Source organism: Butyricicoccus sp. OF27-2pH9A (genome assembly GCF_027693185.1).
Classification (GTDB): domain Bacteria; phylum Bacillota; class Clostridia; order Oscillospirales; family Butyricicoccaceae; genus Agathobaculum; species Agathobaculum butyriciproducens.
Genome location: NZ_JAQEXK010000002.1, coordinates 316,798 through 340,395, shown reverse-complemented (window position 1 = coordinate 340,395; position 23,598 = coordinate 316,798). Strand labels below are relative to the sequence as shown.

24 protein-coding genes and 1 other RNA gene are annotated in these 23,598 nt (G+C 55.8%); 6 read left to right on the top strand and 19 right to left on the bottom strand.

What is annotated here, in order from left to right:
* Positions 1-42 precede the first annotated feature (42 nt).
* Together PG722_RS03695 and PG722_RS03690 are read right to left on the bottom strand one after the other, a co-directional pair.
* Positions 43-552 (bottom strand): HD domain-containing protein, encoded by a 510-nt coding sequence (locus tag PG722_RS03695; RefSeq protein WP_270579687.1) that lies wholly within the window; start codon positions 550-552, stop codon positions 43-45.
* A 211-nt stretch (positions 553-763) separates the two neighbouring features.
* Positions 764-1,078, bottom strand: a complete 315-nt coding sequence (locus PG722_RS03690; RefSeq protein WP_118478278.1) for an MGMT family protein — start codon at positions 1,076-1,078, stop codon at positions 764-766.
* Positions 1,079-1,295: 217 nt separating this feature from the next.
* Here PG722_RS03690 and gdhA point away from each other — a divergent pair, with 217 nt between their 5' ends.
* Positions 1,296-2,639 (top strand): NADP-specific glutamate dehydrogenase, encoded by a 1,344-nt coding sequence (gene gdhA, locus PG722_RS03685; RefSeq protein ID WP_117491421.1) that lies wholly within the window; start codon positions 1,296-1,298, stop codon positions 2,637-2,639.
* A gap of 612 nt (positions 2,640-3,251) precedes the next feature.
* On the opposite strand, the gene PG722_RS03680 is transcribed toward gdhA, so the two are convergent.
* The 6 genes from PG722_RS03680 to PG722_RS03655 all read right to left on the bottom strand — a co-directional run bounded on the left by PG722_RS03680 (position 3,252) and on the right by PG722_RS03655 (position 11,334).
* A complete protein-coding gene (locus PG722_RS03680; protein WP_270579686.1) occupies positions 3,252-4,847 on the bottom strand; it encodes a peptide chain release factor 3 in 1,596 nt (531 codons plus the stop codon).
* Between the two features lie 809 nt (positions 4,848-5,656).
* Positions 5,657-6,256, bottom strand: a complete 600-nt coding sequence (gene recR, locus PG722_RS03675; protein ID WP_270579685.1) for a recombination mediator RecR — start codon at positions 6,254-6,256, stop codon at positions 5,657-5,659.
* Complete coding sequence (locus PG722_RS03670; RefSeq protein WP_118728905.1) at positions 6,256-6,609, bottom strand: YbaB/EbfC family nucleoid-associated protein; 354 nt, start codon at positions 6,607-6,609, stop codon at positions 6,256-6,258. Before PG722_RS03670 ends, recR begins: the two co-directional genes overlap by 1 nt.
* Positions 6,610-6,623: 14 nt before the next feature.
* Positions 6,624-8,249 (bottom strand): DNA polymerase III subunit gamma/tau, encoded by a 1,626-nt coding sequence (gene dnaX, locus PG722_RS03665; RefSeq protein ID WP_270579684.1) that lies wholly within the window; start codon positions 8,247-8,249, stop codon positions 6,624-6,626.
* Between the two features lie 372 nt (positions 8,250-8,621).
* Positions 8,622-8,888, bottom strand: an RNA gene (ffs, locus tag PG722_RS03660) — signal recognition particle sRNA large type.
* Between the two features lie 55 nt (positions 8,889-8,943).
* On the bottom strand, positions 8,944-11,334 hold the full coding sequence (locus PG722_RS03655) for a transglycosylase domain-containing protein (protein ID WP_270579683.1): 2,391 nt from the start codon (positions 11,332-11,334) through the stop codon (positions 8,944-8,946).
* A 349-nt stretch (positions 11,335-11,683) separates the two neighbouring features.
* On the opposite strand from PG722_RS03655, the gene PG722_RS03650 reads away from it, so the two are divergent.
* The 5 genes from PG722_RS03650 (at position 11,684) to PG722_RS03630 (ending at position 16,132) form a co-directional block, all read left to right on the top strand.
* Positions 11,684-12,013 (top strand): BofC C-terminal domain-containing protein, encoded by a 330-nt coding sequence (locus PG722_RS03650; protein WP_270579682.1) that lies wholly within the window; start codon positions 11,684-11,686, stop codon positions 12,011-12,013.
* Positions 12,014-12,172: 159 nt separating this feature from the next.
* On the top strand, positions 12,173-12,418 hold the full coding sequence (locus PG722_RS03645) for an IreB family regulatory phosphoprotein (RefSeq protein WP_110435230.1): 246 nt from the start codon (positions 12,173-12,175) through the stop codon (positions 12,416-12,418).
* 405 nt (positions 12,419-12,823) lie between these two features.
* Positions 12,824-14,839 carry a YgiQ family radical SAM protein gene (locus PG722_RS03640; protein WP_270579681.1) on the top strand — a complete coding sequence of 672 codons (2,016 nt, stop codon included), beginning with the start codon at positions 12,824-12,826 and terminating at the stop codon, positions 14,837-14,839.
* Between the two features lie 68 nt (positions 14,840-14,907).
* Positions 14,908-15,561 (top strand): hypothetical protein, encoded by a 654-nt coding sequence (locus tag PG722_RS03635; RefSeq protein ID WP_270579680.1) that lies wholly within the window; start codon positions 14,908-14,910, stop codon positions 15,559-15,561.
* A gap of 139 nt (positions 15,562-15,700) precedes the next feature.
* Positions 15,701-16,132, top strand: coding sequence for an Lrp/AsnC family transcriptional regulator (locus PG722_RS03630; protein ID WP_116704675.1), 432 nt, complete (start codon positions 15,701-15,703; stop codon positions 16,130-16,132).
* 272 nt (positions 16,133-16,404) lie between these two features.
* Here the strand turns inward: PG722_RS03630 and rsmA are convergent, their stop codons facing one another.
* The 11 genes from rsmA to mazG form a co-directional block, all read right to left on the bottom strand.
* Positions 16,405-17,268, bottom strand: coding sequence for a 16S rRNA (adenine(1518)-N(6)/adenine(1519)-N(6))-dimethyltransferase RsmA (gene rsmA / locus PG722_RS03625; RefSeq protein ID WP_270579679.1), 864 nt, complete (start codon positions 17,266-17,268; stop codon positions 16,405-16,407).
* Between the two features lie 247 nt (positions 17,269-17,515).
* Complete coding sequence (gene hpf / locus PG722_RS03620) at positions 17,516-18,043, bottom strand: ribosome hibernation-promoting factor, HPF/YfiA family (RefSeq protein WP_118761109.1); 528 nt, start codon at positions 18,041-18,043, stop codon at positions 17,516-17,518.
* 195 nt (positions 18,044-18,238) lie between these two features.
* Positions 18,239-19,081 (bottom strand): fumarate hydratase, encoded by an 843-nt coding sequence (locus PG722_RS03615; RefSeq protein ID WP_110435236.1) that lies wholly within the window; start codon positions 19,079-19,081, stop codon positions 18,239-18,241.
* Positions 19,078-20,250 (bottom strand): amidohydrolase, encoded by a 1,173-nt coding sequence (locus tag PG722_RS03610; protein ID WP_270579678.1) that lies wholly within the window; start codon positions 20,248-20,250, stop codon positions 19,078-19,080. Before PG722_RS03610 ends, PG722_RS03615 begins: the two co-directional genes overlap by 4 nt.
* Before the next feature lie 361 nt (positions 20,251-20,611).
* The gene (locus PG722_RS03605; protein WP_110435239.1) at positions 20,612-21,076 is read right to left on the bottom strand and encodes a S1 RNA-binding domain-containing protein; all 465 of its coding nucleotides are present in this window, start codon (positions 21,074-21,076) and stop codon (positions 20,612-20,614) included.
* Between the two features lie 33 nt (positions 21,077-21,109).
* Positions 21,110-21,391 (bottom strand): FtsB family cell division protein, encoded by a 282-nt coding sequence (locus PG722_RS03600; protein WP_110435240.1) that lies wholly within the window; start codon positions 21,389-21,391, stop codon positions 21,110-21,112.
* A gap of 46 nt (positions 21,392-21,437) precedes the next feature.
* A complete protein-coding gene (gene yabQ, locus PG722_RS03595) occupies positions 21,438-21,896 on the bottom strand; it encodes a spore cortex biosynthesis protein YabQ (RefSeq protein WP_119195000.1) in 459 nt (152 codons plus the stop codon).
* Between the two features lie 6 nt (positions 21,897-21,902).
* Positions 21,903-22,187: a sporulation protein YabP gene (yabP, locus tag PG722_RS03590; RefSeq protein WP_110435242.1), complete on the bottom strand. Its 285-nt coding sequence runs from the start codon at positions 22,185-22,187 to the stop codon at positions 21,903-21,905.
* Positions 22,188-22,261: 74 nt separating this feature from the next.
* A complete protein-coding gene (locus tag PG722_RS03585; RefSeq protein ID WP_116704678.1) occupies positions 22,262-22,501 on the bottom strand; it encodes an RNA-binding S4 domain-containing protein in 240 nt (79 codons plus the stop codon).
* A complete protein-coding gene (locus PG722_RS03580) occupies positions 22,498-22,779 on the bottom strand; it encodes an HU family DNA-binding protein (RefSeq protein WP_110435244.1) in 282 nt (93 codons plus the stop codon). The genes PG722_RS03585 and PG722_RS03580 overlap by 4 nt, the downstream gene beginning before the upstream one ends.
* 11 nt (positions 22,780-22,790) lie before the next feature.
* On the bottom strand, positions 22,791-23,588 hold the full coding sequence (gene mazG, locus PG722_RS03575) for a nucleoside triphosphate pyrophosphohydrolase (RefSeq protein ID WP_110435245.1): 798 nt from the start codon (positions 23,586-23,588) through the stop codon (positions 22,791-22,793).
* Positions 23,589-23,598: the final 10 nt, after the last annotated feature.

Genomic DNA, 23,598 nt, shown 5'->3' with positions numbered 1-23,598 from the left:
AAATGGAGAATAAACACCGTCTGGTTTATTCTCCATTCTCCATTATTTCGCCTGATATGTCGGTTTCAAAAACATTTCTTCAAGATATTGCTTGCCGGTTTGGGTTCGGAACACGCGGTCTTTCGCGGTTTTACACTGCTCTGCCGTCATGCCGTCCTCGTAGGCGTTGACGAGGAAATCCGCTTCAAGCAGAATACGGAAATCTTTTTCCTCTCCGGCGGTATAGGTATGGTGATGCGCGATGAGCCACTGCACGCGCTCGCTCTCCCGCTCATCTGCGCCGCACTGCTGCAGCATGGGAGCCGCGACCGCCGGACCTTCCATCTCCTGCCAGTGTCCGCCGCTCGAGCCGTGCTTCCGTTCGGCTTCGTGGATGCCGATATCGTGCAGGACGGCTGCAGCTTCGAGTACATTCTGCTTCTGCTCATCCAGACCTTCCCTGCGCCCGAGCAGGCGGCTGTACGCGTATACCTTTATAAAGTGCTGAATCCGTTTTGCGTCGCCTGCGTCATACGCGATGGCGAGCGCGGTCAGCTTTTCGATGTCGATCATGCGTGTCACTCCTTTGGCGCAAGCATAGCACCGCACGACCGGATTTGTCAAGTCAGGGTAATACCACATAATTGAACAAGAGCGATTTACGAGTAAATTTTGCGGTCTGACTAGGCGTGATTTTGCGGTAATACTTTGTGTATTACCGTGAAAGCACAACGACGTCAGAGCACAAAATTTCCGTAAAGCGCCGCAGTTTAATTGTGCGGTGTTACCCTAATCCTGTCCAGCCGTATTTCGTCATATCCACGCGGCCGTCCTCGGTGAACTCGATACCGTCCGCTTCGAGCAGTGCGCGCTGGATATCCGCGCCGCCGAACGCAAACGCCGGTGACGTTCGTCCGTCTTTCGTTACCACGCGGTAGCACGGAATCCCCTCCGGATCGGGATTGGCATGCAGCGCGTAGCCAACAACGCGCGCCCATCTCGGGTTGCCCGCGAGCAACGCGACCTGCCCGTAGCTGGCCACCGTTCCGCGCGGAATTTTCTTCACCACTGCATATATTCGGTCAAAGCTGTTTGCCATGGCTGTTGCCTCCTTCTTTTACTTTATTATATCAAGTCAGATTGCCAATATCCATAGGTTTTTCAGCCTAAAAAACTGTATAATTTTATCGTGCTAAAGTATTGCATATGCAAAAAAATTGCTATATAATAGAACCGTCACCAAATATAAAAGCATTCCACTCGGATTACTTACGAAAGTTAAGCGAGTGGTATAGAATGTAAGGAGGACAATAAAAATGGCACTTACCAATTCTTATCTGCAGGGCGTGTACGAAACCGTACAGAAGCGCAACCCGAATGAGCCGGAGTTCCAGCAGGCAGTTTACGAGGTTCTTGAGAGCCTTGAGCCGGTTGTTGAAGCTCGTCCGGAGCTCGAGAAGAACGGCATCATGGAGCGCATCGTAGAGCCGGAGCGCATGTTCATGTTCCGTGTACCGTGGGTTGACGATCAGGGCAAGGTTCAGGTTAACCGCGGCTTCCGCGTACAGTTCAACTCCGCAATCGGCCCCTACAAGGGCGGTCTGCGTCTGCACCCCTCTGTTAACGCATCCGTTATCAAGTTCCTCGGCTTTGAGCAGTGCTTCAAGAACAGCCTGACCACTCTGCCGATGGGCGGCGGCAAGGGCGGCTCCGACTTCGACCCGAAGGGCAAGTCCGATGCTGAAATCATGCGTTTCTGCCAGTCCTTCATGACCGAGCTGTGCAAGCACATCGGTCAGTTCACCGACGTACCGGCCGGCGATATCGGTGTTGGCGGCCGTGAGATCGGCTTTATGTTCGGTCAGTACAAGCGTCTGCGCAACGAGTACACCGGCGTTCTGACCGGCAAGGGCCTGTCCTACGGCGGCTCTCTGGCCCGCACCGAGGCTACCGGCTACGGCCTGTGCTACTACATGAAGGAAATGCTCGCATACAAGGGCACTTCTTTCGAGGGCAAGACTGTTGCAATCTCCGGTTCCGGCAACGTTGCAATCTACGCTTGCCAGAAGGCTACCCAGCTGGGCGCTAAGGTTGTTACCATGTCCGACTCCAACGGCTTCATCTACGATCCGAACGGCATCAACCTGGATGTTGTCAAGGACATCAAGGAAGTTAAGCGCGGCCGCATCAAGGAGTACGCTGAGCGCGTACCGGGCAGCGTTTACACCGAGGGTCAGCGTCCGTGGGGCACCAAGTGCGACATCGCTCTGCCGTGCGCTACTCAGAACGAGCTGAACGAGGAGAACGCAAAGGCTCTGATCGCCAACGGCTGCAAGTTTGTAGCTGAGGGCGCTAATATGCCGTCCACTCCGGAAGCTGTTGCAGCATTCCAGGCAGCCGGCGTATTCTTCGGCCCGGCAAAGGCTGCTAACGCAGGCGGCGTAGCTACCTCCGGTCTGGAAATGAGCCAGAACTCCCTGCGTCTGTCCTGGACCTTCGAGGAAGTTGACCAGCGTCTGCACGACATCATGGTTAACATCTTCCACACCTGCATCACTGCAGCTGAGAAGTACGGTCACAAGGACAATCTTGTTATGGGCGCTAACATCGGCGGCTTCGAGAAGATCGCTGACGCTATGCTCGCTCAGGGCGTTTGCTGATTTTCGATTGAAAGGGCGCAGCCCTTTCAATCGAGGGACGCCCTTGACAGGCGCTGCCTGTAAGGGCTACCGCAATAAAAGAGCACCGGAATTTTGATTCCGGTGCTCTTTTATTGTTTGCTAAAAATGACCCGGCAAAGCTGGGCCATTTTTGTCGCGCTGAAAGCGCTCCATTTGATGCGCTCTGCGGCGTGATAGGTTATCTGGGTGCTGAAATCCCCGTCGGGGATTTTATGGGTTGGCGTGAACGCTGTCGCCCGCGAAGGACTCACCGCCAACAGGCGGCTGTCCTATAGGTGCGGTTTGAGGGGCATACTGTGTATTTTATGCCGCGAACTGCGTTCGCGGGTGCGGGACACGGCGGCACAGCCGCCTGTGTCCCGTATTTCGCGCGTCAGCGCGCTTCAAATAGAATTTGCTATGCAAATTCATAGCCCGTAGGCCTCTATCCTTAAAAAGATTTAATGAGAGCAAACCGGGAGCATGTATCTCGGTTTTTATACTTCTGGAGGGAGAAAGTTTCGACCATCAGGAGGAACTTTCGGACGACTTTGGAACGGCCCACGGTCCGTTCCCCCTTGTCGGCGAAACTGTAGTTTCGCGACAGGCATTTTATGCGTTTTCCGAGAAATCCGCAAGACGCAGGTTCTCGTTATGGTCGGTTGCGTAGGTGATATTCCACGGCGAGGTAAACAGCAGCAGGCTGTTGCCCTTGAGATCCTCGACGATCTTGGTATCGCTCGTGAGCTGGAGCTTCTTAATATCGAAGTCCTCCTCATCATTCTCAACCCAGCGAACGTGCTCATACGGCAGGTTCTCGCGGATGATCTCGACGTTATACTCGTTCTTCAATCGGTACTCGAGCACCTCAAACTGCAGCACGCCGACAACGCCGACGATGACCGATTCCATACCGGCATTCGGCTCGCGGAAGATCTGGATAGCGCCCTCCTGTGCAATCTGCTCGACGCCTTTGACGAACTGCTTGCGCTTGAGCGTATCCTTCTGGCGAACAACGGCAAACAGCTCGGGTGCAAACGTCGGAATGCCGGAGTACACGCACTTATGCTTGGGATCGCACACGGTATCACCGATGGAGAACACGCCCGGATCGAAAATACCGATAATATCGCCCGCATACGCCTCATCGACAATGGAGCGGTCCTGTGCCATCAGCTGCTGCGGTGCGGCAAGCACCATCTTCTTGCCGGACTGAACGTGCAGCACGTCCTGACCGCGCTCAAACTTGCCGGAGCAAATACGCATGAACGCAACACGGTCGCGGTGCGCCTTGTTCATGTTCGCCTGAATCTTGAACACAAACGCGGAGAAATGCGGGTCGAACGGGTCGATCACGCCGATGTCAGCGGTGCGCGCGGTCGGCGGAGGCGTCATCTGCAGAAACTTCTTCAGGAACGGCTCAACACCGAAGTTAGTCAGCGCGGAACCGAAGAACACCGGCGACAGCTTGCCCTCGTGGACAGCCTTGAGGTCGAACTCATCGCCCGCACCGGAGAGCAGCTCCACATCGTCGATCAGCGTCTGGTACTGATCCTCGGGCAGCAGCCCCTCAAGGATCGGATCGTCGATCGACAGTCGCTGCGCCTTGACCTCGTGGCGGAAATCCGCGCCCTCAAACGCGATAACCTCATCGTCCATGCGGTCGTACACGCCCTTGAAGCGCTTGCCCGAGCCGATCGGCCAGTTTACCGCATAGGTGCCAATGCCCAGCTCGTTCTCGATGTCCTCGAGCAGCTCGTACGGGTCGCGTGCCTCACGGTCCATCTTGTTGATAAAGGTGAAGATGGGCACACCGCGCATCGCGCAGACCTTGAACAGCTTGCGGGTCTGTGCCTCGACGCCCTTGGAGGCGTCAATGACCATCACCGCAGAGTCAGCCGCCATCAGCGTGCGGTAGGTATCCTCCGAGAAGTCCTGATGACCCGGGGTATCCAGAATGTTGATGCACTTGCCCTCATAGCGGAACTGCAGCACCGAGGACGTTACCGAAATACCGCGCTGCTTCTCGATCTCCATCCAGTCGGAAACCGCATGACGGCTGTTTTTCTTGCCCTTGACCATGCCGGCCTCCTGAATGGCTCCGCCGTAGAGCAAAAACTTCTCCGTAATGGTGGTTTTACCGGCGTCAGGGTGCGAAATGATTGCAAATGTGCGCCGATTTTCAATTTCTTTTTTCAGGTCTGCCACAGACTTTTTCCTCCCGATCTATCAAAAATCTAATATTGTTGTAGAATGTACACAGAATGTTCACAATTCACCAGTATGATAAATGACGTGGAAAGCGTAAGATCCCCCCACATGTTCTTGCTTTCTACTCTCTATCCTACCTTTTATTGCGGGAGCAGCCGGACGAAAGTTCGGCTGTTCCTGTTTTTTTACCTTTTTCAAAGGTAGAACGAAAGCTGCGGCACCCGCCGCATCGGGGCAAAAGGGTAGACACCTACGGTTTCTACCCTCTTAACTCCCGTTTCCCTTAACTTGTTAGTCCGGCGCAGCTTTCCTATCTGTGACCGCTCCGAAAAAGGGGAACGGCAGTCGGTCTACCGCAGCGTGTCTTTCTCCGCCTATTCGCAGTTCACAGACAACTTACTGCTACACATATCGGAAAGTCCACGCAGAGGGCGGCACAAGGTGAATTGCCCGCAGGGCAAGAGAAGGTCCTCTGGAGGACAGCTATGCCGCCCAAAGGTTAAACTTAACCATTGCGTGCGGCACGCGCTGTCAGACGCAGAAGAGACCCTCGTCAACGTGTAAGGGTGACCCGACTGCCGTTCCCCTTTTCGAAGCGGTTGCCGATCTCTGATTTGCGTCAGGCTAACAAACAACAGGAAACTGGAGTCCCAAGAGGATAGCACTCGTTTAATCCGCGCACGGCGCGGGAACAAGGTTTAGTGGCCTACGGGCAAACCTTGGTGTCTATCCTTTTGGACCACCCAGCTGGACCAGCTGCACCGATTCGATTCAGCCGAACCGCCCACAAGGCTGCAAAGGAGCCATCACAGCTCCTTTCGACCCTCCAGTGCACGGGTCAGCGTCACCTCATCAACAAACTCCAGATGCCCGCCAACTGGAATACCATACGCCAGCCGCGTAATCTTGATGCCGAACGGCTGCAGCAGCCGCGAAATGTACATCGCCGTGGCTTCGCCCTCGGTGTCCGGATTGGTGGCGAGGATAACCTCCTCGGTCTCCTCCTCCGCCACGCGCTTGACCAGCTCGCGGATACGGATGTCATCCGGTCCGACGTGCCCCATCGGAGACAGCGTGCCGTGCAGCACATGATACAGACCCTTGTACTCCTTCGTGCGCTCGAACGCAATTACGTCGCGCGGCTCTGCCACCACGCAGATCACCTTCTGGTTGCGCGTCTTATCCGAACAGATCGGACAGATCTCGCTGTCCGTCAGATTCTGACAACGCCTGCAGGTGAACGTCTTGGCTTTTGCTTCACGGATGGCATCCGCAAATCGCTCGGCGTCCTCTTTCGGCAGGTCGAGCACATAAAACGCCAGCCGCTGTGCGGTCTTCTGGCCGATGCCCGGGAGCTTTGCAAACTCCTCGATCAGCCGTTCGACCGGCGGTGCAAAAAGCTCCATTACAGCAGACCGCCCAGACCGCCGCCGATACCGCCCGTAATCGCGGACATCTGGCTCTGCGACTTATCGGAAGCCGCCTTGAGTGCCTCATTGACCGCTGCAACGACCAGATCCTGCAGCATGTCGATGTCGTCCGGATCAACAACGTCCGGCTTGATTGCAATGCTCTTGAGCGTGGAAGTGCCGGTTACAGTCGCGGTAACCATGCCGCCGCCTGCCGTGCCGGTGGATTCCATCTGCGCGATCTCCTCCTGCGCCTTGAGCATGCTCTCCTGCATCTTCTGTGCCTGCTTCATCATCGCCTGCATGTTCATGCCGCCGCCGAAGCCGCCGAAACCCTTACCCTTTGCCATAATAAATGTCCTCCTTAAAGCTGTTTCACTTGAATATCCATTGATTTAGCGCGGTCGATCAGTTCATCGACTGCGATATTTTTTTTCACAACAAGTTCCTCGCCCGCTTCGCGCACCTTGACCTTGATGGGTGCACCGTTCAGCTTGGCCGCCTGCTCCCGGATGACCGAAATGGTCGGCTCCTTTGCCGCGAGAATGGCCGTCATTTTGTCCTCGCAGAGAATGACGAGCGCGTTGTCCTCGAGCACGCCTTTCGCGCTCAGCTTGATATTGGTGTGTGCGCCGATGTTGATCTTGCCGGTCAGCGCTTCAAGCAGCGGCTGCCACTGACTCCACAGCGTCACTTCCTGCTTAGGCGTGTCTGCGGTCTCGTCTTCCTCTCGCGCCCAGTCAGGCGCATCCTCGTCGCCCGGAAGCGGCGGTGCATCATCGTCACTCGGCGGAGGCGGCACATCGCCTGCCTGCTGCGCGGCTGCTGCGGGCACCATCTGCACCGGAACGCCGTTCTTCAGCTTTTCCTCGAGCGCTTCCACGCGCCCGCCGAGCGTGTCGTAATTGTCAGCGCCCAGGCTGCACAGCCGCACCGCGCACAGTTCCGCCTCCACGCGGCGGTTGGCTGCCGTGCGCATATGGTCGAGCGAATCGCTGATAATGCGGCTCCACGCGATGAGCGTGGACGAGGCCAGACCGTCACACAGCGCCTGCAGCGTCTTTACGCTGTACGCCGGAGAAATAAGCGCGGAAACGTCGGTCTTGCTGGTCTTGACTAGCAGTGCATCGCGGATCAGGCCGAGCATCTGGTCATACACGGACGCCAGATCACGGCCTGCGTTGTAATATTCGTCCAGCAGGCCGACTGCCGCCGCCAGATCACCGGTTTTCAGGTGCTCGGCCAAGCGAATGCCATCGTCCTGACCCATGACGCCGAGCGCCGCCGTGACCGTTTTCTCGTCCACCGCACCGGCTACCGCCGCACGGTCGAGCATGGAAAGTGCGTCTCGCATGGCGCCGTCTGCCAGCCGGGCGATCAGGCGTGCCGCACCTTCGGTCAGCGCAATGCCCTCACCTGCCGCAACATCCAGCAGCCGGCGGGCAATATCCTCCGCGCCGATGCGGCGGAAATCAAACCGCTGACAGCGCGACAGAATGGTCGCAGGTACCTTGTGCAGCTCGGTGGTAGCGAGGATGAACAGAACGTGCTCCGGCGGCTCCTCGAGTGTTTTGAGCAGCGCATTGAACGCACCGATGGACAGCATGTGTACCTCGTCGATGATGAACACGCGCTTGCGGACCTGTGCAGGCGTATAGCGCGTCTCATCGCGCAGGTCGCGGATGTTGTCCACGCCGTTGTTGGACGCCGCGTCAATCTCGGTCACGTCCAGCACCGAGCCGTCCAGAATACCGCGGCACGCCGCACACTCGTTGCACGGATCGCCGTTCACCGGATGCTCGCAGTTGACTGCGCGCGCGAGGATCTTCGCACAGGTGGTCTTGCCGGTGCCGCGCGTGCCTGTAAACAGATATGCATGGCTCAAACGTCCGGACTGCAGCTGCGCGCGCAGCGTGTCCGTAATATGCTGCTGCCCAATCACATCCGCAAACGTCTGCGGCCGCCATTTGCGGTATAAAGCCTGATACATTACGAAAATCCTCCCCTCAATAAAATAAAGAGGCGGGCGTAAGCCCGCCTCAAAGCGTCCTCTCGCGGACTTTGTCCGCCATTCAATACCAGTTTGCTTGCAAACCGTACCCGCATGACAGGATTTTGTTTCAAAAATCCGAGCCATCGATCTCCGCCGCTTCACGGCGGCATTCAATCGAATCTTACGGCCGTGCCGTAAGATTCATAAAAACCCGCGACATGTGCGTGGGTTTTTATACAAGACGGAGCAAAAGTTTCGACCATCGGGAGGAACTTTTGTCCAGCCGGGATTTGTCCGAGCCGCAGGCTCGGCATATCCCTTCGATCGAAAGCGTGGTTTCGATCGAGAATCGTTCAGCGCCCCACAAGACCGCACACAGGTAATTCGAATACACACACCCGGCTGCCTTTCCGCATTTCGGGCTCAGAATCGGCAGATCTGCGGCACACGATGGTTTCTGCTTAATGCTGCTCGGTTCCCCGCCTGACATGGTTCACAGTCCTCCGTTGCGCAGTACCGGTTCCTCATCGCCCTGTGAGTGGCTGCCTCGCCGCATGTGTGCTCCTTGTTACCCGCATAGTCCCCGCTGAAGCGGATTGCGGGTTCAAGGCACCGCTAACGCCCCGACTTGTGCGGCCTTGTGCGGCGCTGAACGATTTTCAGTTTTCAGTTTGTGCCGAACAATTCGGCTTTATGCTTCCGGATCCTCCGAGCTGTCGCCGCTGTCTCCGCTGTCGCCACCGGAATCGCCGCTGTCTCCCGAATCGTCTCCGCTGTCACCGCCGTCTCCGCTGTCGTCACCGGAATCGCCGCTGTCGCCGCTGTCATACGATCCGCCGTCACCGGAATCCTCATTGCCGGTGCCGGTATCCGAAGAGCTGCTGTCCGAATCACTGTCATCTTCTTCATCATCGTAGTAATAATTATCTACGCCCATGTTCTCGAAATCATACTTGTTTTCGATATTCTGATGACTGCAGGTCTCGGTCGGAGCCTTGCCCTTCCAGAATCGGCCGGTTGCAGCACGTCCCGCAGCGCGGCACGCGCCGGATGCCAGCAGACCGGTATCCATACAGTAGGTGACTTCCTCGAAATCCTGCGGATGCGAGTCAAATACCAGACCGGAATCACCCGCATGCACCTTCTGCATAACAGCCAGCCAGATATTCGCCGCATTGCGACCGTACAGGCCGTCCAGACGGTAGTTATGCTCGTAGCCTACCCATACCGCACCGGAATACTTCGGCGTGATGCCGCAGAACCAGATATCGGTATTGGAGGTGGTGGTACCGGTCTTGCCGCCGGTTTCTACACCGTCAAGCTGAATGCCGTAGGCGGTACCGTGTGCGGTAACGTTCTGCAGACAGTCGAGCATATAATAATCCGTGCGGACATTGGTAAAGCCCTTATCCGTATTGGGTGTATTCTCCATTACGGTGTTGCCTTCGCTGTCCGTCACCTTGGTGTAGGTGCGGGTACCGCCGCAAACGCCATCATTGATGAAGGTCGAGAAACCGCCCGCCATCTCACGAACGGTAACACCGTCCGTCAGTGCGCCAAGCGCCAACGGTGCAAGGTCGATATCCGACTGCACGGTACCATCCTCGTTGGTGCGGCTGTCTACCAGCTTAAAGCCAAGCTGCTGGGTCAAAAAGTTAAACGATACCTGCGGTGTCAGCGTTTTGAGAAGCTGTGCAGAGACCGTATTGAGCGAACGGGTCATGCCCTCCTTAATGGTCAGCTGACGGCCGGTCGGATATTTGCCGTCGTTCATCGGCCACGGATTGCCCTCTTCATCCTCCATGAGCGCACGATCATAAATCGTGCTGTCCGGCGTGACGATGCCGTTATCCATCGCCGGTCCGTAAGCCGAGAGCGGCTTGAGCGAAGAACCCGGCTGACGGCGTGCGTCAGACGCATAGGAGAAACCGCGGCTGCTGGTCTTTTCACCGCGGCCGCCGGCAATACCAACGATATTGCCCTGCTTGTCCGTGATGACCATGGCACTCTGCGGGATTTCGCCGTACTTCTCGGTGTTCGGGAAATTATCTGCGTTAGCCCAGACCTCATCGAGTGCATTCTGCACCTTGGTGTCGATGGTCGCATAGATGTTCAGGCCGCCGGAGTAAACCATGTTCTCCGCAACCAGACGGGAATATCCCTTTTCGGTCATCAGGTCGTTGATCACGTCCTTGATAACTTCATCGGTGAAGTAGCTGTAGGTGGACTTGATCTCCTGCTGATACTCCTCGTAGGGGCGGTAGTTAAGCTCCTCTGCTACGGCAGCCTCGTACTCCTCCTGCGAGATCATCTTCTGATCGAGCATCTGTGCAAGGATGGTCTCCTGACGCTTCTTTACCTTTTCGGGATGGTTATAAACGTCGTAAATCGACGGGTTGTTGGTAAGACCTGCCAGCACGGCGGATTCTGCCAGATCCAGCTGCGATACATCCTTGTCAAAGTACTGCATCGCCGCAGTCTGCACACCGTAGCTGTTGTAGCCCAGATAGATCGTGTTCAGGTACATGACCAGAATACGGTCCTTGTCGTCAATCTCTTTCTCGAGTGCAAACGCGCGGAAAATCTCGTTCACCTTGCGCTTTACCGAGTAATCGTTATCAGCCGTGATGTTTTTGATCAGCTGCTGCGTTATCGTCGAGCCGCCGTACTGCGTGCCGCCGAGCAGCCAGCCCTTGACCGCACCGATCGTGCGCACCCAGTCTACACCGTGGTGCTTGTAAAAGCGCTCGTCCTCGATTGCAACGACTGCGTTCTTGAGGGTATCCGGAATCTTGTCGCTGTCCACCCATTCACGGTTTTCCTTGCCCTTGATGGTTTCGTACAGCTTGTATTCATCGGAATCCGATTCCTTAGCATAAATGAATGAATTCAGATTCAGACCCAGTCCCTTGCTGATCTCCACCGCAGTTTCCTGCGCGGACGGATTGATATAGATGTGCACATACAGCGCAAACGCAATACCGCAGAAGCAGCCGCACAGCACACCGATCAATACCAGTGTAATCAGTACGCGGGAGAACAGATGTCCGATTCCCGTTCCTTTTTGATTGCCAGTTGCCAATTTGTTTTCCTCCTTGCCCCACGATATGCACCGCAGGGTCCTGTCGGGTAAGACGAAGAACACGTCCTATTTGTTCCCGCACACGGTCTTGTTTTTTTGAAGCACCGTGTATTGTTGGCAATACCGTAAAATTCATCGGTATTACCGTCTTATAAGGCTAAATGAATTGTACAATAGCTGCCTGTGCCGATTTTCTTCCGGCAGCTTACTGCCGAGGTAATAGGCACTCTGATAGCATTATACCACAGGACTTTGCAAATTCCAAACATTTTTTACGCTGCTTTTAGAATAGACCGTATTTTTGTGGGAATACTCAAAGCAAGTCCCACTGAGTGAAGGAGTTTTGACTATGATGCAGGGTTTTTATCTGCTTGCTATGCAGCAGGCGCGGCGGCGCACACAGCTCGCCGCGCTGGCGTGTCTTGCGGCAATGATCAGTCTGGTGCTGGCCGGACGTGTGCTTCTGGCTTCGCCGGCCGTTCCGGCGAGCGCATCGATTACCTATACGGTGCAGAGCGAAAACGACCGGCTTGTCATCCGGCAGAGCGACGGCTCGGTCCTGCGCACAGGCATCGACACGCGCACGCTGCCATCCGCCGAGCAGCAAGCGCTTGCGGACGGCATTACACTCGATAATGCAGAGGAGCTGGCGCGGCTGTTGGAAAATTACAGCTCGTAAAACACCGTCTCCTTTTCCATCGCCATACAGTGTATGCCACAGGCGGAAAAAGTTTTCATGCGAGTTTTGCGCGGATAAGGCTTTACTTTTTCCGCTTTTTGTATTATGCTTTAAGTAACGATAAACACCGACAGGTAGGATCGGAAAGGAGAACCAAATATGCTTGACGGAACGAGAAAATTCAGTCTGGTAGACGAGTCCAACAAGGAGATGAAGCGCACGCTTACCACTGTGTATGACGCGCTCAAGGAGAAAGGCTACAACCCGATCAACCAGATCGTCGGCTATCTTCTCTCTGAGGACCCGACTTACATAACCAACCACAACAATGCCCGCAGCCTGATCTGCAAGATCGACCGCGACGAACTCATGCAGGAGCTGGTTCAGTTCTATCTGGATAACTGAGTTTTTGCAGAATAACCGTATACCTTATTTGCGAAAAAATAACCGTTACCTTGGGCGAGGGCGGTTATTTTTTATTTTGCAAAACATTTCCGTTCTCTGCGGCTTGACTTTTACCGCAGATTTGCTATACTTATAGATAGAAAAGGGCAATCCGGCAGAAGACGGTTGACCTGGGTTCAATTATTTTGTTGAAAAAATAACCGTTACCTTTGGCCGAGGACGGTTATTTTTTTATGGTTTTAACGATTTCAAGCAGAATGATCAATGTAATAATCTGCAGAATCTGATCCACAATACCACCTCCCTTCAGGGAGTATGGTCAACCGTCTTCAACATCTTTTGCCGGATTACCCGTATTTTTATTGTAACCTATAATTTTCACCTTGTAAAGCCAAAGAGGTATATATGAACGGTTTTCTCCCTATTTCCAAACAAGATATGACCGACCGCGGATGGTATTACTGCGATTTTCTGATCGTCACCGGCGATGCGTACGTTGATCATCCGTCGTTCGGCACGGCGATCATTTCGCGCGTGCTGGAGGATGCCGGCTACAAGGTCGCTATCCTCAGTCAGCCGGACTTCCGCGATGAGCACGACTTCCTCGAGATGGGCCGTCCGCGCTACGCGGTGCTCATCAACGGCGGCAACATCGACTCGATGGTCGCGCACTACACCTCGGCGAAAAAGCGCCGTTCGGACGATGCGTACACGCCGGGCGGTGTAGGCGGCAAGCGCCCGGACCGTGCGGTAACCGTCTATTCCATGCTTGCGCGGCGCGCCTTCCCGGAAACGCCGGTCTATCTCGGCGGCATTGAGGCCAGTCTGCGCCGATTTGCGCACTACGATTACTGGGCTGACCGCGTTATGCCGTCTATTCTGGAATCCACCGGCGCGGATGGCGTGATGTTCGGCATGAGCGAGCACTCGGTCGTTGAGCTGGCGAACAACCTCAAGCACGGCAAAAAGGGCGCGGATGCGTGCAAGGGTGTCCGCGGCACGGCCTATATGGTGCATGATACGGACGATTTGGAGTATGATGCGGTCGAATGTCCCTCGTACGAGGATGTCTGCGCCAGCAAGCCGGACTACGCCCGTTCGGTCAAAATCCAGTACGACGAACAGGATGCCGTGCGCGGCAAGGCGATTCTCCAGCGGCACGGCAAGCGCATCCTCGTGCAGAACCCGCCCGCAAAGCCGCTGACCACGGAGGAGATGGACCATGTTTACGCGCTGCCGTACATGCGTAACTATCATCCGTCGTATGAGGCACTCGGCGGCGTACCCGCCATTCAGGAGGTGCAGTTCTCCATCATCCACAACCGCGGCTGCTTCGGTGCGTGCAACTTCTGCGCGCTCGCGTTCCATCAGGGACGCTACATTCAGGTCCGCAGCCACGAGAGCGTGATCGAGGAAGCAAAAAAGATCACCCAAATGCCCGGATTCAAGGGCTATATCCACGATGTCGGCGGCCCGACCGCCAACTTCCGTTTTCCGGCCTGCAAAAAACAGGAGAAATTCGGCTGCTGCAAGGACAAGCGCTGTCTATTCCCAACCACCTGCCAGAATATCGAAGCCGACCACACTGACTACCTTGAGCTGCTGCGCGAGCTGCGCCGTATCGAGGGTATCAAGAAGGTATTCGTCCGTTCCGGTCTGCGCTACGACTACATGATGGCCGAGAAAAACGACGCGTTCTTCCGTGAACTGGTCGAGCATCATATTTCCGGTCAGCTGAAGGTCGCGCCTGAGCACATGAGCGACAACGCCCTGTACTACATGGGCAAGCCGTCCTTCAAGGTGTACGAGCAGTTCCGCGAGCGATATGCCCGCATCAACGAAAAGCTGGGCCGCAAGCAATACCTTGTGCCCTATCTGATGAGCTCGCATCCGGGTGCAACGCTTGATGACGCCATCATGCTCGCACAGTACCTCAACCGCGTCGGCTACATGCCCGAGCAGGTGCAGGATTTTTATCCCACGCCGGGTACGCTGTCCACCGCAATGTACTACACCGAGCTTGACCCGCGCACCATGAAGCCGGTTTTCGTGGCAAAAACGCCCGAGGACAAGGCCATGCAGCGTGCACTCCTGCAGTGGCGCCGACCGGACAAGCGCCCGATCGTCATTGCCGCGCTCAAAAAGGCGCACCGTGAGGATCTCATCGGCTTTGGCAGGGAATGTCTCATTCGTCCGGGCAGAGGCAACGACCAGCGCATGCCGGGCAGCAAGCAGCACAGCGTCAGCCGCCACGGCGTGTCCAACGGCGGCAGACAGCAGAATAACGACCGCCGTCATTCTGCGCCTAATAACGGCAAGCACAGTGCACCGAACAGCAAACGACCGACTTCACGTCCGGCACAGAGCAAGCCGAATCAGGGTAAAAAATCCGGCTGGGCAAAACCGAAAAAGAAAAAATAATTTTATACGGAACTTTTTACGCCGTCTTTCGTCTATACTATCAGAGTTACGAAAGGCGGTGTTTTTTTATGACAAAACGTACTTTAGCAATGCTTCTTGCACTTCTGGCGCTGCTGCTGACCGGCTGCGGCAATGCCGAGCCGAAAACCACGGAAGCCGAAATCGGCAGCCAAAGCACGGATGACGCAGCTGCCCTGCCGGATACCACCGAGCAGAAACCGGTCGCAGATGCACCCATGATGGTGATGGTGGATAACACGCTGTATCAGTCTACCGGTGAGGTCAGCACGATCGATGGCCGCTGCGGCAACATGGACGGCGAGATCACCTCGCAGACGGCGAACGGCACGGACGCGCCCACCGAGAACGGCCAGTCCAACTTCGGCACGGGCTACGGCTATCAGCGCATAGACGACCATATCGAGGTGCTGATTGATAACCAGTGGATCGTGTTCGAGCAGGATGTCACCGTACCGCGGATGGTCATGGTGGATGGCAAGCTGTATCAGGAGACCGGAAACCTGCCTTCCGAGCCGTTCTGCGGAACGCCTGACGGTTCGATCACCTCGAAAACGGCAAACCGAAACGATGTTCCGACCGAAAACAACCAGTCCAATTTCAGCGATAACCGGGATTTTGTGTTCATTGACGAGGATACCATTTACGTTTCCGCAACGCCGGACTGGATGGAATTCAAGGTCATCACCGACTCGGATGTATAAAAACTTTTGTTCGAAGCCTTATTTTATTTGACAACAACCCGGTCGTGCTTTATAATAAACAGTGAACAAAGGAGTTCGTCCCGCGAAGGCGGGTCGGACTCCTGTTTTTATTTTTAGGATAAGGAGGGCTATTTGCCCCATGGACGAAATTGATCTGAAGCTCTTGCGGCTGCTGCAGAAGAATGCCCGCACCCCCATCAAGGCCCTTGCAGGTGAGGTTCGCCTTTCCTCCCCTGCGGTTTCCGCGCGTATTGAGCGGCTGGAAAAACAGGGTGTTATTCGTGCGTATACGCTCGATCTGGACCCGCTGCAGCTTGGCCATCACATTCTCGCGTACATTCATCTGGATATGCAGCCCACCCAGAAAGAGGAATTTTATCCGTTCATTGCCGCGTGCTCAAATGTGCTCGAGTGCAACTGCGTGACCGGAAACTACTCCATGCTGATCAAGGTGTCGTTCGCCTCGACGCAGGAGCTGGACGGCTTTATCGGACGTCTGCAGAAATTCGGCAAAACAGAAACACAGATTGTGTTTTCCTCGCCGGTGCCGCCGAGAGCCATTGTGGTATAAGAAAAAGCCTGCGTGTGCAGGCTTATTTCTTTTATCCACAGGGTGGGGATAGGTTTGAGTATTCCATTAGGCATAGCCGGTAAACGGCGGGATGGGGGCATCCCGCCGTTTCTCTCCGGTTTGCACCAATTAACACCAACGGCACACGTTCCGTAGGAGCGCACTAATGTGTGCGCCCTAATCTGACCGATCGCCATCCACGGAAAAGGGCGGACACACTGGTCCGCCCCTACGATAGCCTGTACAGGTTGATTAAACCCACAAATCAAAATTTACTGCAGTTTTTCCGCCGCGAGATCTGCCAGTTTCGCATACTCCGCGAGGCTGAGCCGCTCACCGCGAACACGGGTATCCAGACCGGCTGCTTCTACGAGTGCGGTGATCTCCTCCTTGCTCATCGACGAGCCGAGCACCGGACCGAGCGCGTTCACGAGTGTCTTTCTACGCATATTGAAGGCTGCGCGCACGAGGGAAAAGAACAGCTTTTCGTCCTTGGTCTCAACCGCCGGCTTGTCGAGCGGCACGAGCTTGAGCACCGCCGAATCCACCTTGGGTCTGGGCACAAAGCAGTCCGCCGGAACATCAAACAAAATTTCCGCCTTGGCGTGGTACTGCACATAAATCGAGAACGCCGAGTACGCCGCCGTGCCCGGCTCTGCACAGATGCGCTGCGCGACCTCCTTCTGCACCATGACCGTCACCTGCTCGAACGCGCCGCTCTCAAGCAGCGCCGTAATCGCCGGTGTGGTGATGTAATACGGCAGATTGGCGCACGCGATCGCCTTTTCGTCACCGAATTTCTCCTTGCAGAGCGCGGCAAGGTCGGTTTCGAGCACATCGCCGTGCACGACCTCGAAGTTATCGTAATCCGCAAGCGTCTCTGCCAGAACCGGCATGAGCGCACGGTCCAGCTCGACCGCTACGACCTTATCCGCACGCCTGCACAGCTCCGCCGACAGGCAGCCCATGCCGGGACCTACCTCGATCGCGTTGCCGCAGTCGGCAGCGCCGCTCATCTCCGCAATGCGGCGCGGCACGCTCTCGTCCGTCAGAAAGTTCTGTCCGAGCGATTTGGAAAAATGGAAGCCATGACGGCCCAGAACCGCTCGGATTGTCTCAATATCACATAAATTCATTTATTTTCTCCCTGTGGCTCAAAAAAGCCGGCGGCATATGCCGCCGGCTCTTTTATGTATTTTGCACGCAGTGCATTTTTAATCGGATTTTATTTATAAAATCCATAAAAACCGGGAGCATGTATCACGGTTTTTATACAAGTGAGGAAATCAGTGTGCCGCATAGCGACGCGCTGATTTTCTCTTTGGATATGTCCGAACATTGTTCGGCATATTCTACTCGTTGAAAAGCGTGCTTTTCAACGAATTATTCCTCGCCCTCGATCAGACCGTAACCGCCTGCCGCACGCTTGTAAACAACGGCGTGGATATTGTCGTTGTCGGCGTTGCGGAAGAAGTAGAACTGGTGGTCAAGCAGGTTCATCTGCAGGATAGCCTCGTCCACGCTCATCGGCTTTACGTCGAAGCGCTTGCGGCGTACTACATCGAAATCCTCCTCGGTCAGTGCGGCCTTCTGCTCTGCCATCTTGTCGAATGCGCCCTCACGCAGGCGCTTCTCCAGACGGGTCTTATGCTTGCGGATCTGGCGCTCGATACTGCTGATGGCACCGTCTACGGAAGCATACATATCAGTCGTCGTTTCCTCGGCGCGGACAACCAGACCAACCTGACGCACCGTGATCTCGACCGTCTGCTTGCCGCGCAGCTCGCTGAATGTAAGCGTGGTATCCGAATCCTGCTGGAAGTAGCGATCCAGCTTTTCTACCTTACGCAGTGCGTACTGGCGCAGCTCGTCCTCGATCTTGATTTTTCTTTCGACGATAGTGAACATCATAAAATCATCTCCTAACAGGCGTAAACCGCCTTTGATGGCTTTATCCGCGGCCGCCGTGGTGTGGCGGAAACGGTATTGGGTTTTTGCTATCTTCAGTATAGCACAACCTATGCAACTTGTCCAACAATTTTTCAGAAGTTCACAATTTGTTCAGCATATTTCCCAAGATGTTTTACAATCTCTTGTCAAGGTTGCTTACAGCTCGCCCTCTGCGTGACGGGTAACATGGCAGGAAATATTAACCACGCACGGCAGACCGGCGATATGCGTGCCGAACGGCTCAATGGCGCACGCAAGAGCGGTAACCGTGCCGCCGAGTCCCTGCGGGCCGACACCGGATGCGTTGACCTTATCGAGAATCTGCTGCTCCATCTCGGCGTACAGCGGATCGGCGTTGTGCTGATCGACCGGACGCAGCAGCGCACGCTTGGCGAGATATGCCGCCTTATCGCTCGTGCCGCCCAGACCGACACCGATAACGATCGGCGGGCACGGGTTGGAGCCCGCATGGATGCACGCATCCGCGATAAAATCCACAATCTGCGCCTTGGTAGCGGCAGGCGTGAACATCTTCATCTGGGTCATATTCTCCGAGCCGAAGCCCTTCGGTGCCACCGTGATCTTCACCTTGTCACCCGGAACGACCGAGGTGTACAGGATACACGGCGTGTTGTCGTTGGTGTTTTCGCGGCGCAGCGGATCACCGACCACCGACAGGCGCAGATAGCCGTCAATGTAGCCGCGGCGGACACCCTCGGTGACTGCATCCTCGAACGAGCCGCCGGTCAGATGCACGTCCTGACCGATCTCCGCGAACACGATCGCCATGCCCGTATCCTGACAGACCGGCACGTTGTTCTCGCGTGCAAGGTCGCAGTTGGCGATCATTTCACCGAAGATGGTCTTGCCGAGCGGAGACTCCTCCGCGTTCTGACCATCCACGAACGCCTGCCGCAGATCTGCAGGCAGATAGTAGTTGGCATCAATGCACAGCTGACGCACTAGCTTGGTTACTTCCGAAACCTCAATCGTCCTCATTTTGTCCTCCTATATTCCGGTGCGCCGTTTACAAAAACAGCCTGCACCTGAGTTGCAATATCCAGCGGGTCCCCGCTCCACAGCACACAGTCTGCATCCAGACCGGTTTTCAGGCTGCCGATTCTGTCCTGCATGCCCGCAATTTTCGCGGGTACCGAAGTGACAGCGCGCAGCGCATCCGTTTTATCCATACCCGCGCGCACCGCCAGCATAAGCGCCATCGGCAGCAGCCGCAGCGGAATTTCCGGATGATCGACCGTAATAGCAGTTTCGATTCCGGCCTTGCACAGCAGTCCGGGCGCGGCATCCGACAGGTTGCGGATCTCCGGCTTGGAACGGTCGGTCATGTACGGACCGCTGACCACCGGAACGTGCTCCTCGGCCAGCAGATCGGCCACAAGATGCGCCTCCGTGCCGTGAATGATAACCGCCCGCAGACCGAACTCCTTCGCAATACGCAGCGCAGTGAAAATGTCATCCGCACGGTGCGCGTGAAAATGTGCCTCAGCCTTGCCCCAGAGAAGCGGCTGCAGCGCTTCCATCTTGATGTCGAAATCCGGCTCGTCCTGGTCCGGGTCGTTCTCCGCACGCGCCTTGCGTGAGAAATACTCCTTCGCCTTGTACAGCTCCTCGCGGATGATGCCCGCGGTCGCCATGCGCGTGACCGGCGTTTCGTCCTTGTCGTGATAGACCGACTTCGGGTTCTCGCCCAGCGCGAACTTGATCGCCAGCGGCGCTTTGAGAATCATGTCGTCCACACGGCGGCCTGCCGTCTTGAGCAGCGCAATCTGTCCGCCGATGGGGTTTGCGCTGCCCGGGCTGACTGCGGCAGCTGTCACACCGGCCTCAAGTGCCTCGCGGAAGCTGCGGTCGAACGGGTTGACGCCGTCCAGTGCACGCAGGTGCGGCGTCGCCGGATCGGTGTCCTCGTTGCCGTCCGCGCCCTCAAAGCCGAGACCGTCCTCGTACAGACCGATGTGCGAGTGAATGTCAATCAGGCCGGGTGTCAGCACGCCGCCCTCGCCGTCTATGACGTTTTCGCAGTCCGGCGTTTCTCCCTCGCCCATCGAGGCAATTCTGCCGTTTTCGAGCAGAATCCATCCGAAAAAGCGGGAATCACGCTCGTCCATCGTCCAAATGTTGATATTTTTGATCAGTGTTTGATTCATGGAAAACCTCTTCCAAAAACTGTTGACAAGTGTGGTAATTTATGGTATATTTATTATGGCGGTTGGGAAAGCCGCCATGCACCGTTCATATCTTTATCCCCACAATCCTACTTTTGGCGCTCTTTCGCAAGGAAGAGCGCGCTTTTTTTTGCATAAAAGCAGGATTTCGTTACTTTTCCAGCACAAGCTATGCCGGGCAGGCAAACTCCCGCTGAATCTCAGCGAAAAACGCACCGCCCGTCAGGGGGCGAACACGCTTACGCAGTTCATGTGCACCGGACAGCCAGTGCCGAAAAGCCCTGCCGACGCTTCGTGCACCGGCATATAAAAGCAAAACCGAGGTTTCCCTCGGTTTTCTTCTTTATCTGCGGCGGCGCGAACCGTTCTTTCGATCGGTTGCGTGGCGCACATCGGCCTGACGGCTTTCACTGTCCGACATAAACGCCTTCAGCTTATCCTCAAAGCTCATCGTGGACGGGTCCTTCGGTGCCTGCTGCACACGTCCGCGCGGTGCAGACGAACGCTGGAAACGCGGCTGACGCGGCGCAAAGCCGCCCTCACGGCGCTCCTGTCTCGGCTGACGCGGCTCCTGCGGCTGCGCCTTCTTGATCGACAGATTGATACGGCCTGCCTGATCAATATTGATGATCTTTACCTTGACCTGCTGGCCCTCCTGCAGGAAATCCTTGATGTCATTTACGAAAGTCGAAGCGACCTCCGAAATATGCACCATACCCGACTTGCCTTCGGGCAGCGCAACGAATGCACCAAACTTGGTGATGCCGGTTACCTTGCCCTCTACGATTGCTCCCACTGCCAAATCCATATAAGCTGTTTTGCCTCCGTTATTATTTCCCTTTTACCGGCTGGACGTATCTACAAAAATACGCTCGCCCGGTTCCGCATAGCCCAGTTCTGTCCGCGCCATCTCTCCGATATCCTCCTCGGAAATGCCGCTTTGCATTTCCTGCCGGAGCGTCTCGTTCGCCTTCTGATATTCCTCCACCCGCAACGTCAGAGACGCGAGTTCATCCCGCTTGCTCTTGATCTGCGTGCGCAGGTTTACCACATTGACGACCGCGTAAAGCAGAAACACCACTACCGCTGCCCTGATAAGGATCATCCGCGTGCGCCTTGTCATCTGCTCACCTCATATCGTTTGCTTGCGCGTCAGACTGATACAAGTTTTATTTTATACCTTTTTTGCGAAAAAGAAAAGAGTCTTTTTCAAATTTTTTCGTCAAAAACCGAATTTTTACCGGACTGCACCGCTGTTTTACCACCGTTTGACAGTGCATCCGCAGGCCGTATACGGCGCGTCTCAGCTTTGCAAGCACCTGCAGGAGCCTCATAAGCACCTCCAGCACGGTTTCGCTCAGCGCTGCAAAGTACAATCCCATGCCGCCTGCCGCCGTTAAGAGCACAAAGCCGCGCGGCTGACCGGCGGCCGCGATCAGTCCGAACTCGAATAAGGCCGCCAGCACGATCGCCCAGAACAATGTATCGAGCAGCGCCGCCCCTGCCCATCCGCACCGGAAATGCAGACGCAGTGCCCGCAGCATGTCATACACCGCCCCGATCCCGACACCGAGCAGCAGGCTTTGCAGCACGAGCGTGACCTGCTGGCTGTTCGTAAACACCGGCATGGCCGCTCACCCGCCGAATATCCGCCGGAACAGGCTGTCGCGCGGCTGCACGCTGTCGTCGTACTCAAGCAGGCCGATCTCACCCTGAATGATCAGCTCTCCGGCCTCGAGCTGCAGCCGCTCTACATGCAGTCCCTGACCGCGCACGACCAGCATGCCCCGCACGGTTTCGAGCAGCACCTGTTCCTCATCAAAGCTGTGCACATCGGTCACACCGGAAATGGTCAGCTTCTCTCTCCCCTCCAGAATGACACTGTGCGGCATTTCACGGCTTCGTTCCTCCTGTGCCATATAACTCCCCTCCTGACTGCAAAAAAGTATCCCGCTCTGCAATATATGCGAGAGCGGGATACGTTATGTTCGGTTTACAGTTCTTTATACAGCGCGGACGCATCTGCCTTGAGCGTATGCTCCGCGATATTCAGCACTTCCACCTTCATCGTGCGCTGACCGAATGCGATCTCGATCACGTCGCCGATCTTCACCTGATATGAAGCCTTGGCCGGCTTGCCGTTGACCGTGATGCGCGCTGCATCGCATGCATCATTCGCCACCGTGCGGCGCTTGATCAGGCGGGATACCTTCAAATACTTGTCTAATCTCACTTGTTTCCGTCTACCTTATCCTTCAAAACTTTGCCCGGCTTGAACACCGGCATAGTGGCCGCTGCAATATTGATCTCCTCGCCGGTACGCGGATTGTGTCCTGTGCGTGCTGCGCGCTCCTTGGTCTCAAACGTGCCGAAGCCGCTGATCTGCAGCTTGTCACCGGCTGCCATGATATCCGCAATGGCGGTAAACACGGTGTCGATCGTCTTTTCGGTATCCTTCTTGGAAAAGCCGGTCTTTTCTGCAACCAGCGTCACCAGTTCGCTTTTCTTCATGGTTTTGCTCCTTATGCGTGTTCCTCATGCTTTGCGCTGTCCCACAGTGCGTCCAGTTCGGAAAGGGACAGGTCAGCCAGCTTTTTGCCTGCGGCAGTCGCCTGACGCTCCATCTCCGCAAAGCGGCTGACAAACTTGTTGCAGGTCTTTTCGGCGGCAGCCTCCGGGTCGATCTTCAGGTGACGTGCCACGTTGACGGACGCGAACAGCAGGTCGCCAATCTCCTCCTCCGGATCGCCGTCGCCGTCGATGGCACGGCGAACCTCGTCAAGCTCCTCCTGCACCTTGTCAAGTGCATCCTTCACGTTATCCCAGTCAAAGCCGACCTTTGCCGCCTTCTTCTGCAGCTTTTCTGCACGGATCAGACTCGGCAGGCTCTTTGCTACGCTTTCGAGCGCCTGCGTATCGGTCTCCTGATGCTTCTCCTTGCGCTTGAGGTCATCCCAGTTCCTGAGGACCTCCTCGGACGAGGCGACCTCGACATTGCCGAAGATATGCGGATGACGGAAGATCAGCTTTTTGCAGATGCCGTCTGCCACATCGTCGATGTCGAATGTGCCCTTTTCCTTCTCCATCTGGGTGTGGAATACCACCTGCAGCAGAACATCGCCAAGCTCTTCCTTCATATGCTCGGTGTCCTCGTCGTCGATGGCTTCGCAGACCTCGTAGGTCTCCTCGATGAAGTTGCGGCGGATGGAATGATGATCCTGCTCACGGTCCCACATGCAGCCGTCCGGCGCGCGCAGGATTTCCATAATGCGAAGCAGATCATCGAACTTGTAACAATCCTTTATTTCAAAATCAACCATTTTTGCACTT

Coding starts and splice junctions, on each gene's coding strand:
- PG722_RS03695 (WP_270579687.1), bottom strand. CDS start 552: ATGATCGACATCGAAAAGCTGACCGCGCTCGCCATCGCGTATGACGCA.
- PG722_RS03690 (WP_118478278.1), bottom strand. CDS start 1,078: ATGGCAAACAGCTTTGACCGAATATATGCAGTGGTGAAGAAAATTCCG.
- gdhA (WP_117491421.1), top strand. CDS start 1,296: ATGGCACTTACCAATTCTTATCTGCAGGGCGTGTACGAAACCGTACAG.
- recR (WP_270579685.1), bottom strand. CDS start 6,256: ATGGAGCTTTTTGCACCGCCGGTCGAACGGCTGATCGAGGAGTTTGCA.
- PG722_RS03670 (WP_118728905.1), bottom strand. CDS start 6,609: ATGGCAAAGGGTAAGGGTTTCGGCGGCTTCGGCGGCGGCATGAACATG.
- dnaX (WP_270579684.1), bottom strand. CDS start 8,249: ATGTATCAGGCTTTATACCGCAAATGGCGGCCGCAGACGTTTGCGGAT.
- PG722_RS03650 (WP_270579682.1), top strand. CDS start 11,684: ATGATGCAGGGTTTTTATCTGCTTGCTATGCAGCAGGCGCGGCGGCGC.
- PG722_RS03645 (WP_110435230.1), top strand. CDS start 12,173: ATGCTTGACGGAACGAGAAAATTCAGTCTGGTAGACGAGTCCAACAAG.
- PG722_RS03640 (WP_270579681.1), top strand. CDS start 12,824: ATGAACGGTTTTCTCCCTATTTCCAAACAAGATATGACCGACCGCGGA.
- PG722_RS03635 (WP_270579680.1), top strand. CDS start 14,908: ATGACAAAACGTACTTTAGCAATGCTTCTTGCACTTCTGGCGCTGCTG.
- PG722_RS03630 (WP_116704675.1), top strand. CDS start 15,701: ATGGACGAAATTGATCTGAAGCTCTTGCGGCTGCTGCAGAAGAATGCC.
- rsmA (WP_270579679.1), bottom strand. CDS start 17,268: ATGAATTTATGTGATATTGAGACAATCCGAGCGGTTCTGGGCCGTCAT.
- hpf (WP_118761109.1), bottom strand. CDS start 18,043: ATGATGTTCACTATCGTCGAAAGAAAAATCAAGATCGAGGACGAGCTG.
- PG722_RS03615 (WP_110435236.1), bottom strand. CDS start 19,081: ATGAGGACGATTGAGGTTTCGGAAGTAACCAAGCTAGTGCGTCAGCTG.
- PG722_RS03610 (WP_270579678.1), bottom strand. CDS start 20,250: ATGAATCAAACACTGATCAAAAATATCAACATTTGGACGATGGACGAG.
- PG722_RS03605 (WP_110435239.1), bottom strand. CDS start 21,076: ATGGATTTGGCAGTGGGAGCAATCGTAGAGGGCAAGGTAACCGGCATC.
- PG722_RS03600 (WP_110435240.1), bottom strand. CDS start 21,391: ATGACAAGGCGCACGCGGATGATCCTTATCAGGGCAGCGGTAGTGGTG.
- yabQ (WP_119195000.1), bottom strand. CDS start 21,896: ATGCCGGTGTTTACGAACAGCCAGCAGGTCACGCTCGTGCTGCAAAGC.
- yabP (WP_110435242.1), bottom strand. CDS start 22,187: ATGGCACAGGAGGAACGAAGCCGTGAAATGCCGCACAGTGTCATTCTG.
- PG722_RS03580 (WP_110435244.1), bottom strand. CDS start 22,779: ATGAAGAAAAGCGAACTGGTGACGCTGGTTGCAGAAAAGACCGGCTTT.
- mazG (WP_110435245.1), bottom strand. CDS start 23,588: ATGGTTGATTTTGAAATAAAGGATTGTTACAAGTTCGATGATCTGCTT.